Origin of the sequence: Ruegeria sp. HKCCD6428 (assembly GCF_013110595.1) — a bacterium.
Taxonomy (GTDB): Bacteria; Pseudomonadota; Alphaproteobacteria; order Rhodobacterales; family Rhodobacteraceae; genus Ruegeria.
On the sequence record NZ_WVQX01000001.1, the window covers coordinates 1,082,502 to 1,095,357 of the forward strand.

Genomic DNA, 12,856 nt, shown 5'->3' on the forward strand with positions numbered 1-12,856 from the left:
CGGAGACCAGTGATGACGAATATGGTTTGGAAAAGGAATGAGGTCGAAAGCCCGTGTGTCCAGATCTGTGTCGTTCACCCGACTGAACGTATCTGTACCGGCTGCTATCGCACGATTGACGAAATCACCCGCTGGTCCAAGATGGACAGCAGCGAACGCGCCGAAATCATGGAAGATCTGCCCACCAGAAAGCCGCGCCTCAGTAAACGCCGTGGCGGGCGTGCAGCGCGCGTAAACGGTTCCTGAAGTCAGCCAGCCTGCTTTGGGGACGTATCCCTGTGGTCATTGGATTCGTCGCGGGCCGACCTGTTTGTGTCTTGCCCGCGCAGCTCTGACTCGAACAGAGCTGCGATTTCGGATCTGCTTGTTTTTGCAGTCCCGTATTTTTTCGCTGCACGTCGGACATGCTTCGTGCCGGTCTTGTCCGCCTTGAATACTGGCGTTTTGCGTACCGCAAATCTTTCCATCAATAACCTGAGTGTCATCGCAAACTTCCCGCTTCCAATAACTGTGCCGCCGCGGGCCGATTTCGAGCTCCTAAAAGGGGCCAGCTCATGAACGCATCTGTTCAACGTGAGTGGAGGCCCGCAGCGACACGGCGTAGGTAAGGACATTTCCGGTCAAATTTAGGGGGAAAACACAGGGTTTTTGGTCCGTGTTGACCTTAAGGTCAGAAATTCCACGGAAAAACCCACCAGTTCCCTTACGTCACAATTCTTGACCGGCACGGGATCAAGACCGGTTTCAAGACATGTGGCGCGTGTCGTTCCGCGAAAAAAGCCAATCAGATTTGGTCAATTCGCGCTCAAGGGTGCATTGTTCTGACCAGAGAACAAAGCACGCAAGCCGCCTGTTGGCTGCAATATCACAGGATGCAGGTTGAGGCGCAGAGCAGGGCCTTACCCGGCGGCCAGCCAGGTTTTGGCGTTTTCGATTTCCTCGGACGGAAAGAACTGAGTCCGTGTGCCCAATACATGACTGGCGACACGTTGTGCCATGTGCTGCCAGCTTTTGTCCCCGACGATCGCCGCGCGATCCAGTTGTCCGATGTGGCGACTGGCCAGACGAAAATGCGCTGCAAGAGCGGACAACCCCTGCCAGCCGTCAAATTCCCGCAGGTCGATCAGCAACCGAAACCCGGAGCGGTCATGCAACAAAGCGTCCAGGTCGCGCTCGGCCTGCTTGTACTCCTCTGGGTCCAGTTTTCCCAAAAGGCTGATCTGCACACATGGGCCGTCAAGATCGGTCACGTGAATGGATCCCAACGACTCGCGCATCCAGCGCCGGGCGACTTCAAGCTCGGCCAGTTCAAAGACCTGAACGGGGCATGGCAGGATCGGGGCGGCCAATCGGATGCCGGTTTGTACCCAGCCCTGATCGGCAACAACCGCGATCCGGTCAAACCCCCGCCAGTGGCTGAGCCCCAGCTTGGTGTCGGACCAGGCCGCGCCCAAATCATACCCCTTGAACTCTGGCTGCACGATGGCCAAAAGCCGAACGGAATCGTGTTCGGTCAGCGCTGCTTCGATTGCAGGAACCAGGACATCGGCATAGTCGGCGCTGGTGACTTGCCCCGACAACTCCACTTCTATCAACGCACCATCAGAATTCGTATGGACCGTAATCATCGGTCAAAACCTCCAAAGCCAAACAATGACAGGAGGTTAAGTGGATTCGATCCATTCCGCCACACCCCCGGCACATTCCGGGCGGAAATAGGCGATCATCCGTCCATCCGGCCCTGCGCTTACCGTTTCCGCCCAGGGGGCAACCCCGTGCAGGCATAGGCGGTGCAGCACGTAAGCCTCGCCCGGCTTGGCCGGCAGTTCGATTCGCGGGCAGGTTTCGAAAACCTCGCGACGGGCGGATTGGTAGATATCCGTAATATCGACTTCATGCAGACGCTCTGGTGGCGTCCCCGCAAGGGCGCGCCTGAACGCCGCGCCCAGGATATGATGGCTGCCTTCCCACAACACCATGGGCGACGCATCCGGGCTGGCCTCGGTCAGCGGTATGCCCAAAATCCAGGCGTGCGGTTCATCCACCCGGCGGCGACGATCCGGCCCCATCGGGCGCAAACCGTCCACATGAGCCGCGTCCCGATTTCTGCGATACCGCGCGGCGGCTTCGTTTTCCCCCCGGCGCGGGCGTGGATATCCCGGATGCATGACCGAGACTTGGCCTTTGTGAAGCGGCAACTGCCCGTAACGCCCTGCAATGAATGACATGGCGGTTCCGGCCAAAGGCCCCGATTGGCCGACCCTGCCCTGAGCGTCATTGGGCAACGCGTCAACACCGATGAACCACGTCCCGTCACAATCCAGCCAGTCAGCATGGGCCGGGTCCGTTACCGCGGCCCGTGCGGCAGGCAGCGCATGGCCTACCCAGGCCGCAAGCACTGGATCATACGGGAATTTCACCCAACCCCTGGCGCCAAAATCCTTCACAAACCCACCGCTTTGCGCAGCATATTGAGCGCCACCAGCGTAAGGAAAACGGCGAAAACGCGCTTCAAAGGTTTCGGATCCATCGCATGGGCCAGCTTCACCCCCCAGGGCGCGGTGATCATCGTCATAGCCACGACGATACAGAAGGCCACCAGATTGACCGCCCCAATGGTCAGCGGAGGCCGGTGTTCCGGTGCGATATCCAGAAACAAAAACCCGATGACCGAGGGCACGGCGATGATCACACCAAACCCGGCGGCGGTTGCGACGGCGCGGTGGATCGGCGTGTTGTACAGGCTCATCAGCGGTACACCAAAACTGCCGCCGCCGATTCCCATCAGAACAGAAAGAAACCCGACCGCGGGGGATAGGATGGCCCGCTTTACCCCACCGGGCATAACATCACCCAGCCGCCATTCCGAACGACCCAGCCCCAGATAGGCCCCGATCACCATTCCCAATATGCCGAACAGCGCCTGCAAAGCTTCGGTCCGCAGGGCCGAGGCAACAAGAACTCCGATGATCGCACCGACGACGATCCCCGGCCCCCAACCGCGCAGGATATCCCAATCCACCGCACCCTTTTTGTTGTGCGCAAGAACGGATCGGACCGATGTCACGATGATCGTGGCCAGCGACGTGGCCAGACACAGTTGCATCAACTGCGGGCCGCCATAGCCAAGAGTTTGAAACGCATAGAAAAAGGCAGGCACCAAGACGATTCCACCGCCGACCCCCAGCAATCCGGCAAGCACGCCGGCCAGCGCTCCGATCGCAAGCAAAAGGCCCAGCATCTGGGCCAGCAACATCGTCTCGGGCATCGTTCCCCCTGCCGCTTAAACTTCTGCCATGGGCGCCACATGATCCAGCGCCCGCAGCATCACTTCGGGTCCGGCGCCATCCCGCACAGCCCCTTCCGACAAGGCGCGCCGCCATGCGCGGGCTCCGGGACGACCTGCGAAAAGGCCCAGCATATGACGCGTGATCTGGTGCAAACGCCCGCCATTGGCAAGGTGCCGTTCCACATAAGGCACCATATGTTGAACGATCGCGAACGGATCACGCGTCGTTCCGGTACCAAAGATGCGTCGGTCAGCATCCGACAGGACGTCGCCCGGCTGATGATACGCGGCCCGGCCGATCATCACCCCATCCAGACCTGCTTCCAGATGTACGGCTGCCTCGTCCAGCGTGTTGATGCCGCCATTGATCGATATGTGAAGATCCGAAAACTCAACCTTCATCCGATGCACAAGGTCAAAGTCCAAAGGCGGGATATCCCGGTTTTCCTTGGGGCTCAGCCCTTGCAGCCACGCCTTGCGGGCATGGATTGTCACCCTTTGGCAACCTGCCGCGCTGATGTGCTCAAGAAACGCGGGCAATACATCTTCGGGCTCCTGATCATCGACTCCTATGCGGCATTTCACGGTGACATCCACATTCACCGCTTCGCACATGGCAGTCACGCAGTCGGCAACGCGGGCCGGGTCTTTCATCAAGACCGCGCCGAAAGTGCCGGATTGCACCCGATCCGACGGGCAGCCGCAGTTCAGATTGATCTCATCATACCCGGCCTCGGCCCCCAGTCTCGCGGCTTGCGCCAATTCTTCCGGGTCAGAGCCGCCGAGTTGCAAAGCAACCGGGTGTTCCTCGGGAGAGTAGTCCAACAGATGCAACGCCCCGCCCCGCACGAGCGCCGGCGCCGTCACCATCTCGGTATACAGCAACGTTTCCGCGCTGAGCAGCCGATGGAAATAGCGGCAGTGTCGGTCTGTCCAGTCCATCATCGGCGCAACCGATAGCCTCGCGGCCTTTGTTATTAAGCGCTTATCCGTCATTTTGGCAATCTTTGCTGGCTTTTACGATGATCTGATTGGACCTTATTTTGCTGGGTTTTTTCGTATTTTGAGTTTTTGGCATACTGTTTGGCATACCCACTTGGAGCTTGGCATACCGCAAACCTATATCCTCAGTATGCCAAAAACAAAGAATGGGAAATAATGGGCACTATCGTAGAGCGCAAGAGCAAATCCGGCATCAAGTACCGGGCGCAGGTCATTAAGAAAAACAACGGTCGGGTCGTCATCTCCAAATCAAAAACGTTCCCAAGAAAAACCGCTGCCGCGGGCTGGATCAAGCTAATTGAGAAAGAGTTTGATGCCGGTAAACTCGTCAATGACCAGGTTCGCACCACTGTTCGGGAACTGATCGATAAAGTGGTCGCAATGCAGCGCAAGGAAATGGGCAAAACCAAGGCCCAAGTCCTGAATGCAATCAAACGCTTTGACGTGGCAGATTTCGAAGTCACATCTCTTCGACCCGCTGATCTTGTGGAGTTTGCCAACCAAGTAGCTGAGGGCGAACACGGGCCTGCGGCACGGTCTCCTGCAACCACCGCAAACTACATGAGCCATTTGTCTGGTTGCCTCAGACTTGCAAGGCCGGCCTTCGATGTACCCTTTGACAAAAACATCATCGTGGAAGCCCGAGAAACTACGACCTCATTGGGGATTACCGGGAAGTCCAAAAAGCGTACGAGGAGACCCAGCAGGACCGAACTGGATGCGCTTATGGAAAGCTATGTGAAGCGAGAAACTCGCGACAGCCGAGCTATTCCAATGAGCAAGATTGTTCCCTTCGCGATTTTTTCAGCAAGGCGCCAAGCCGAAATTACTCGCATTTTGTGGGACGATTACTCCAAGGAGCACCGCACGATTCTGGTGAGGGACATGAAAGATCCTGGGGAAAAGGAAGGTAACGATGTTACTTGTGAACTTCCGCCTGAAGCCATCCGAATTATTGAAAGCATGCCGCGTGTGGCCGACGAGATCTTCCCCTTCCACAAAGATGTAATCGGCAGACAATTCACCGGAACATGTAAGTTCCTAGGCATTCGCAACCTCCATTTCCACGATTTGCGCCATGAAGCAGCATCTTGGCTGGTTGAAACCGGCCGTACTTTACCGCAGGCGATGTCAGTGACGGGACACAAAAGTTGGTCCAGTTTGCAGCGATATTCGCATCTAAAAACTGTCGGAAATAAGTATGAAAACTGGAAGTGGCTTGAAGAAATCGTTGCATAGTTCATAGAACGCTCTCTAGCAGCAGTTCAGCCGGCAATGCATGCCGGCTGGACCTCCAGGCGCTTAGTCGACTTCCGGAAGCCAAAAACCTTCGCGCTCGTATCGGTATACCCGGTCCACGATTTTAGACGGGCAACAATTTGGGTCACCATCAGCGAACTTGTGTCCAACTATTCGAACGCGGTCATTCGCCAGTGCTTCGACTGCCACCAATCCACGGCTCGGCATTCCAACAAAATCAATCTCAGCGGTTGCCCACATATCAACGTGCGCTGCCATGGTTCTATACTCTGGAACACGAACAACAACTGGCGTGAAGGCGCTGGTTCCTGTCCCCCCCTGACAGCCTACGTCGGCGACCGGGAATGCAATATATGTGGAAACATCAAGATCGTCTGTGCCGAGATCCGCAATTAGGATTTCATGGGCCCCATCAGATTCTGTGCAACCAACTGCGCTTACGAAGCTATCAACTTGGGAAGCTACAATTGCATGCCTTTCAGCATCTAATGCCATCGCATTCGAAGAGCACAGGGTGAATGAAATGAAGACAGTCGCCGTCGTTCGGGTGGAGGACAGAATTTTCCTCATACTTTGCCTTTCTTGAATGAGAACTCCGCTCGACTTCTAATAATGCTCACCGAGAGGCTTTCAACTCAAAAGTGAAATTACCAACGAAAGGGTACTACCTCGCTACTTCCACCATAAAAAAACCTGCCCAACGTCCGTTGAGCAGGTTAAGTAGAAGAACAGGGGTTCAGCTTTTGGCTGTAAGTGATGCTTCGCTACAATCAAATCCAAACTCGATCTTTCAACCACTCAAGCTTTGTCAGCCCTTTCTGTTTTAGATAGTTTCCAAATTCCCTGTCATCTCCTCCGGTAACAGCGTGCGCTATTACGACAACCGCTGCTTGGCGATTGGTACTGTCGAACTTGTGGGTTTGGCCGATGTCGAATCCCATTCTGCCATGTGAGTGAACTAGCAAGTCTCTGGCAACAAACGACGAACTAGAATTCTGCCGAGCGATGCCCATCAATTGGTCAAATGCTGCCCAGAGATCACTACGACAAGGCCGCCCCAGATAGTCAACTTTCATTATTTCTCTCTTTCTGATCCATTTACCATGGGTGCTTTGTAAGTGTTGCGGGCCCAAAAAAACCAAACCTAGTACCGCCACACCTGGTTGAAGGCAGCACAGCATCACGATTGAAGATCCAAACCAGCGTGTGCCAAACAGCCTGGATTTGGTCGCTGCGTTTTAAGCAACTTTTCTTCGCGCCTCAGTCCGAGCCTTTTTTGCCTGATCGTCCAGGAAATCCGCCAAGTCTTTTACGTGCACCATTCGCCCTGATTTTTGCGATGGGCCTAGTCGCGTGACGACCAGAGGAATTTCACCACTGTCTGTCTTGGTCTTCAGCAAGTTCAGACTAAGCTCGGGAAAGAAGTCCTGACGAACAGCTTCTAGCGGAACCATGACCCGTGCGTCATACCTTCCCATCAACATGAATATCGTCTGCATGTGCGCCCCATTATTTGCTTTGTTTTCGGAACTTTAGGCGTTCATCCGTTCTGGACTTAGCCACCGCTCAACAACAGGTTCTACTCAAGAATCAGCACCAAACAACCCCTCTCGACAGTGCCCGACAGCCGATCTGCCAAAGGTTGTAGGATGGGGGGTGGAAGGAAAAATTGTACCCCTAGAACGGCTCAGAATACACGTGAGTGCATCCTTTTCGGAAAGCAGGTCAGGCGATGACCTAGAACTGCGCAAGTATGCTCAGTTTGCGTCCATTCGCGATATAGGCCCTAAAAATAAATTTTTCGATTCCGCTGAATACGACCCGCGCTACAACTTTCGAGAGTGACATTCTGGAAAATCCGAGAGACCGACAGGCGAATCACTTGAGGATCCAACGCCCTTCACCCCCCAATCTGACGGGTTTTATAGCCTGAAAACTACCCGCAGGCTGGATTGCAACTTGAGGGCAGCGACGATTGGACCATTGTTGATTGCTCGCGCCTGATGTTCCAAGGTGATAGGCAATGAACCGCAGTACCTCGCTAGCAGGCAATCTCTAGAAATTCGCCGAGCATGGTGACAGAAGGAAGTAACAAGGACGAGCAATGAACGCCGTTGAAATTGAAGAAGCCATCTCCGAGTTGGCCGAGCAACCATTTGATGCTAAAGAATTTCCATATCTGTTCATCCAAGCATTTGGCGCCAAGTCCACAACCATCAAACGCCTCCGCAAAGGCGACACCAATGGTTCAGATCTCGGGGGCGTTCTACAGCGCAATAATATCCATATTGTTACCTGCCCCGCTGGCGAGGTCACAGCGACGCTTACAGCCCTTCAAAACAGCTCAGCGACCAGGAAAGGCAAAGTAAAGTTCGTTGTCGCCACTGACGGCACCGACCTGCACGCCGCTGATATGAATAGTGGTGAGGTTGTGGCCTGCGAGTTCAAAGATTTCCCCGACCACTTCGGCTTTTTTCTACCCCTTGCCGGCATCAGCACCATCAAGCAAATCCGCGAGAGTGCTTTTGTATTTCGGGCCACCAGTCGCCTTACCCGATCTTTCTGGTCATTGTCTTACCTTTGTTCAATTTGCCTCTAGAACTTACTCGGAATGTGTTAAGTTGGAGTGAAAGCCACCCTAATTGAACACTCCTCCATAAATTTTTCGACCGCATCGACTGTTGTCTTAGGGTCCACTCTGATTGAACACTATTTCATTATTTGGCTTTTGGATTGGGGTGACTTCCCAAGCTACCTCTGCCATCAGTGCTCTCACCCACTTCGTAAAATACTGAGCACTGAAATGTTTGTTCCTGCTCCTGACGCATTCGCAGAAATACTGAAGATGGACACCACAAAGTGGTTTTCACCGGGCAAGCGGATTGAAGGGAAAGGGGGTAACGCGGCCAACAAGCGGTACATTTCCCGGACCCAGAAAGTTCTCAGGGATAAGTTTCAGGATGGCCAACTCACAGCAGCTTTGTCAGAGAAGCACATAGGGAAGTTCATAAAGCGATTTGGTGATCGATCCGTACCATTGGTAGAATTTCGAGATCGCATTAAATCATCGTCCGATTGGCGGGATATCGCGATCATTTCAGGACAGCTTGCCGCAGGTGAAATCGCAGGAGGACTCCCAAAGACAAGGTCAAATCTCAAGGCGTTGATTGAATTCAGGAAACTGGAGTACACCTCATGGGTCTTGCGAAAAAACTCTACTATGACCAAATAACCAACTGTGATCTGAATATTGCGGCACCTTCTAGAATACTGAACTCGCGCACATATCAGGCTTTCAGATCTCCTGCTGCCTTTGAAGTATGGAAATCTATTCCGTTTCCTGTACTTCACCCTTGCGAGTTCCTGACGCTTGGCTACGTCCTGCAACAGGTAACCCAACAAAGGCGTATGCTCAGCGATGTGTCCATTCAGGAATATCCGTCACAGGTCAAAACCATATTTGTAGAAAACTATCTCCTCAAAAACAGTCAATGGCCTGACAAGTCGACGATGTGGGAAGCCACCCCCATTGATCGAATAAAAACGTTTACTGAAAGGAACGGGAGCCCTTTCATTGATACCTTTATTCAATACAAAAAACTGGTCGATCACAGCGAAAACCCAAAGCTCGCTTCAGTTAGTCCCGAGCATAGGAACGCGATTAACAGCTATGTTCGATCATGTTTGTTTTTGATTTCGGTCTTCTGCTGCTTTGCAATCAGAATGGAGCAAGATTGGAAATATTGGGAACAGACTGCCCTGAGAGCTGGTTTCGAACACGAAGATTTGATCCACGACTTTCAAGATTTTGAAAGAGGGGTGCAACCCAACAGCTGCACCCCTTCGGAAAAAACTCAACTCATTACGCAGTAATCACGGTTGGCTCACTTACTCTTGCCGCCTCCTGGAGGGTTGTTTGAACGTCCACCGCCAGACGGATTTCCCGTTGTTGCCGGCCAGCCACCACCGTTACCTTGACCTTTTCCTTTTGCCATTTTGCGTTCCTTTTTTTGTGTTCAATGAAGAGAAGTCATCCAGCTCCTCTTGAGAACGTTTTAGCTTTGCAGGCTTCTCATATGCAAAAGGCACGCAGGGACAAAAATGCCAGGTTTGTAAGGAACTAGCGATTGTTGCTCAGGTCAAAGGAGCATCAGACCGCGACACGTCCAATTAAAGAAATATGAAAGGTTAGGTTCTCATTAGTTGCGTCATAGACCGCAACTGACTGTTTGCGCGCCGCAAAATTATCTTAACGGATAGGGTTCGGTATGATAGCTTGGAGGCCCAGTAAGCAGGAGCTCATCTATGAAGGTAATTCTTAATCTCAAACCTGAAAAAAAGGACGATGCACCGAAGGAGCCGAAGAAGACCAACGTCGCGAAATGGTGCGTCGGGTCCTTGCCGCAAGACCGTTAGTACATGAAAATGAAATCTTCAAAAGTTCGTGAGTAAGCGCAAGATGAAATTAAGGCCCTCCACGTTCAATCATTATTTGCAGGTGGAGGGCGGCAACACCCTCGTTTTCAATAAAATGCATGGCAGCGTCGCGATATTGAGCGACGCAGATTTCTCGGCGCTCGAAAACGTCGGCATTGATCAGTGCGACGAACGCTCACAAGAATTCTTGTCATCGGGTTTTGCGGTCTCGTCCGATGTCGATGAGTTCCGCATTGCACAAGAGAAATACGATTACAATCGAGCAACGAACGCTAGGCTTTCGATTACGATTGAAACTACTCAATCTTGCAATTTGGCGTGTCCATTTTGCTACCAGAACAAAAACCGAGAAACGGATTATGTGCTAGACGAGAATTTAGATTGGCTTGGCGAGTATGTTCGAGAGGCGATTAACTCTGGTGACCGGAGCATTGAACTTGTCGACTTGGGAATCATTGGCGGAGAGCCTTTGCTCCAAAAAGAGCGGGTTCTTGAGATTGTCCAAGCAATAAGGAAACGCGCTGAGTCTGAGGGTGTCGGCTTCGAGTCTGGGTTGGACACAAACGGCGTTTATCTAACAAAGGAGGTAGTTCGGGAGTTTTCAAGGATAAACTTGCCTCTTTCTGAGCGTCACGGCCATGACGTATCAAGAGTACAAAAAAATGGGAAAGGGAGCTATCAGCAGATCCTTGACGCATTACACAGTTGCCGTGACGAACTCAACTGCGGGACGCAACTCAATATCAAGTACATAGTCAATAAAAGGAATGCTGAGGGTTACCAATCCGTTTACGCAGACTTGGATAGAATTGGTCTAAATAATTATCAACTGTCTCTATACAACACGTTGAATTATAATTTTAACTATGGCGAATCGGCTCGCGGACTTGATGCGCGTACTTATTCGAATTTGTTCATCGACTTTTTGAGATTCAAGTTCGACAACGGCATCAAGATTTCAGAGTTTCCGTTTCCGGCATTTATGACCTGCCGTGCTTATCTTCCGCTCAATATCAAAATTGATGCGAAGGGCAGACTCCTAAGATGCAACTCAGATAATGATCCATTTTCAAATTCTGCGCACTTCAGTCCGCTCGATCTTGTCCAGAGTGAAAATTTGAATAAGGGATTTTCACCATTTGAAAATGAAAGTTGTGGGAAATGTTCTAATGTAGGGATTTGTGGCGGAGAACTGCTCTGCAAGATGAATCCGGAGATAACCAACTTGTCCGCGTGCGATTTTCTCGAATATGACTTAGATGATTATCTTACTTTCTTCGCTGAGAACTACCCTAATAAGCCCGAAGCGTTTTCGATAAATGGCTGGTAATATCCTTGCGGACGTTTTGTCCCAATGATGCATCCGTGAGAGGTGGTCGCGGAAATTCAAACCATTGTTTAAGGTGGATCGACTTATGAGAAAGACGATCTGCAATGACGAAGAAGAAAACCATTCACCGGAATTCAAAGCCAAGGTTGCGCTTGGGGCGATCCGGGAAGAGCTGACACTTGCCGAGCTGTCGAAGATATAGGCACGCGCCTGCATCTCGCGCATACCCATGGCGTTGGTCGAGGATTTTGAGCGCCCGTAGGTCACATTGAGCATCTGAGCCATCTATTTGCTCCTTTTGCCGCGCTTGCCCTTTGCGGCCTGTTTTTCAATCTGTTTGATCTTGGCGGCATAGAGCTTGAAAAGATGCTCCAGCCTTTCGGTGTCATTGCGGAAGGGCCGCCCGATATACATGGTCTCGAGCAGTTCATCATTCTCCCGATGTAAAGCGCGCAGATCGTCGGGCATTTTGTCGGGGTCGTATAGCTGCGCGATGGTCGCCGGGTAATGAGAATAGCGGCACTTCAGGATCTTGCGAGCCGAGGCATTGAGTTCGCCCAATTGGTCCTCGGAAAAGTTTGGCACGGGGAAGGTGTTCCAGCCTAAGTCATTGGAGTATCTATAGTCCTCCTTGAGCTGTCCGCAGATGGCCGCAACCCACACGAAATGCATTTTGGATGCAGTCAATGAGAAAACCCAAACCTACCAGCCATTCGCGCACTTCGCCCTGCATGGAACAAAGGTCGTATCGTCGGTCAGAAGCGACCTCTGAAACCCAAGCATGTCTGGGCGATCCGTGTCCGCCTTGAATTGGCTAAGAACCACCGGGACCTCGCCCTGTTCAACATGGCGATCGACAGCAAACTGCGCGGCTGTGACCTTGTTAAGATGAAAGTCGTCGACGTTATGGCGTCCGGCCAGATCAAAGAAAGAGCGTCGGTCCTGCAAAGCAAAACCCAGAAACCCGTTCGCTTTGAGATATCGGAGGGCACGCGTGCATCGGTGGAGAAGTGGATGGAAGACGAGCTTATGGTTGGCTCAGAGTACCTTTGGCCCGGACGCTTTCATGAGCGCCTGCACATCTCGACCCGACAATACGCACGAATTGTCAGAGACTGGGTAACATCGATCGGCCTTGAAGCGAGTGCCTATGGTACGCATTCGATGCGGCGTACCAAGGTAACCCAGATTTACAAGAAGACAGGCAATTTGCGGGCCGTTCAGCTCTTACTGGGCCATACGAAAATGGACAGCACTGTGCGATATCTAGGCGTCGAACTCGAAGATGCACTGGCCATCGCGGAAGCCATTGAAATCTAGTGTATTTGGGTCGCCTTAACTGGCGGCCCTAAACTGCCATTGCCTGGCGCTTTCGTTGCCGCACTGCGGCGTCGCATAAGCTGCCGTTGGCATCTTTTTTCGCCTGATCGCGGTGATTAGGTGAGATGAGACGATACGCGTCACCGGGCAGTCAGGCGGATAATTAGAGGGAGATAAAACGTGATTCACTTGGTAGCGCCGTTAGGCGGAAAGGTTAT

14 protein-coding genes are annotated in these 12,856 nt (G+C 52.5%); 6 read left to right on the top strand and 8 right to left on the bottom strand.

The window, feature by feature from the left end:
- Positions 1–12: 12 nt before the first annotated feature.
- Entirely contained in the window at positions 13–246 is a 234-nt protein-coding gene (locus tag GS620_RS05350) for a DUF1289 domain-containing protein (RefSeq protein WP_171614441.1), read from the top strand.
- Between the two features lie 653 nt (positions 247–899).
- On the opposite strand, the gene GS620_RS05355 is transcribed toward GS620_RS05350, so the two are convergent.
- The 4 genes from GS620_RS05355 to dusA are packed head-to-tail and all read right to left on the bottom strand — an operon-like array spanning position 900 to position 4,285.
- Positions 900–1,628, bottom strand: coding sequence for an STAS/SEC14 domain-containing protein (locus GS620_RS05355; RefSeq protein ID WP_171614443.1), 729 nt, complete (start codon positions 1,626–1,628; stop codon positions 900–902).
- A gap of 36 nt (positions 1,629–1,664) precedes the next feature.
- Entirely contained in the window at positions 1,665–2,420 is a 756-nt protein-coding gene (locus GS620_RS05360) for a hypothetical protein (RefSeq protein ID WP_371809772.1), read from the bottom strand.
- 23 nt (positions 2,421–2,443) lie between these two features.
- Positions 2,444–3,268: a sulfite exporter TauE/SafE family protein gene (locus tag GS620_RS05365; RefSeq protein WP_152458396.1), complete on the bottom strand. Its 825-nt coding sequence runs from the start codon at positions 3,266–3,268 to the stop codon at positions 2,444–2,446.
- A 15-nt stretch (positions 3,269–3,283) separates the two neighbouring features.
- Positions 3,284–4,285: a tRNA dihydrouridine(20/20a) synthase DusA gene (gene dusA / locus GS620_RS05370; RefSeq protein WP_171614447.1), complete on the bottom strand. Its 1,002-nt coding sequence runs from the start codon at positions 4,283–4,285 to the stop codon at positions 3,284–3,286.
- 162 nt (positions 4,286–4,447) lie between these two features.
- Here dusA and GS620_RS21935 point away from each other — a divergent pair, with 162 nt between their 5' ends.
- Positions 4,448–5,530: a site-specific integrase gene (locus tag GS620_RS21935; RefSeq protein ID WP_171614449.1), complete on the top strand. Its 1,083-nt coding sequence runs from the start codon at positions 4,448–4,450 to the stop codon at positions 5,528–5,530.
- Between the two features lie 63 nt (positions 5,531–5,593).
- On the opposite strand, the gene GS620_RS05380 is transcribed toward GS620_RS21935, so the two are convergent.
- The 3 genes from GS620_RS05380 to GS620_RS05390 form a co-directional block, all read right to left on the bottom strand.
- Positions 5,594–6,121, bottom strand: a complete 528-nt coding sequence (locus tag GS620_RS05380; RefSeq protein ID WP_171614451.1) for a hypothetical protein — start codon at positions 6,119–6,121, stop codon at positions 5,594–5,596.
- A 200-nt stretch (positions 6,122–6,321) separates the two neighbouring features.
- The gene (locus GS620_RS05385; protein ID WP_171614453.1) at positions 6,322–6,627 is read right to left on the bottom strand and encodes a hypothetical protein; all 306 of its coding nucleotides are present in this window, start codon (positions 6,625–6,627) and stop codon (positions 6,322–6,324) included.
- A 162-nt stretch (positions 6,628–6,789) separates the two neighbouring features.
- Positions 6,790–7,050 carry a pyocin activator PrtN family protein gene (locus tag GS620_RS05390; RefSeq protein ID WP_171614455.1) on the bottom strand — a complete coding sequence of 87 codons (261 nt, stop codon included), beginning with the start codon at positions 7,048–7,050 and terminating at the stop codon, positions 6,790–6,792.
- 605 nt (positions 7,051–7,655) lie between these two features.
- On the opposite strand from GS620_RS05390, the gene GS620_RS05395 reads away from it, so the two are divergent.
- The 3 genes from GS620_RS05395 to GS620_RS05405 all read left to right on the top strand — a co-directional run bounded on the left by GS620_RS05395 (position 7,656) and on the right by GS620_RS05405 (position 11,318).
- Positions 7,656–8,150: a type IIL restriction-modification enzyme MmeI gene (locus tag GS620_RS05395; RefSeq protein ID WP_216597807.1), complete on the top strand. Its 495-nt coding sequence runs from the start codon at positions 7,656–7,658 to the stop codon at positions 8,148–8,150.
- A gap of 596 nt (positions 8,151–8,746) precedes the next feature.
- Positions 8,747–9,424, top strand: coding sequence for a hypothetical protein (locus tag GS620_RS05400; RefSeq protein WP_171614457.1), 678 nt, complete (start codon positions 8,747–8,749; stop codon positions 9,422–9,424).
- A 571-nt stretch (positions 9,425–9,995) separates the two neighbouring features.
- Positions 9,996–11,318, top strand: coding sequence for a radical SAM protein (locus GS620_RS05405; RefSeq protein ID WP_171614459.1), 1,323 nt, complete (start codon positions 9,996–9,998; stop codon positions 11,316–11,318).
- Between the two features lie 285 nt (positions 11,319–11,603).
- Here the strand turns inward: GS620_RS05405 and GS620_RS05410 are convergent, their stop codons facing one another.
- Complete coding sequence (locus GS620_RS05410) at positions 11,604–11,981, bottom strand: type IIL restriction-modification enzyme MmeI (protein ID WP_171614461.1); 378 nt, start codon at positions 11,979–11,981, stop codon at positions 11,604–11,606.
- A 105-nt stretch (positions 11,982–12,086) separates the two neighbouring features.
- Here GS620_RS05410 and GS620_RS05415 point away from each other — a divergent pair, with 105 nt between their 5' ends.
- Complete coding sequence (locus GS620_RS05415) at positions 12,087–12,638, top strand: tyrosine-type recombinase/integrase (RefSeq protein ID WP_216597831.1); 552 nt, start codon at positions 12,087–12,089, stop codon at positions 12,636–12,638.
- Positions 12,639–12,856: the final 218 nt, after the last annotated feature.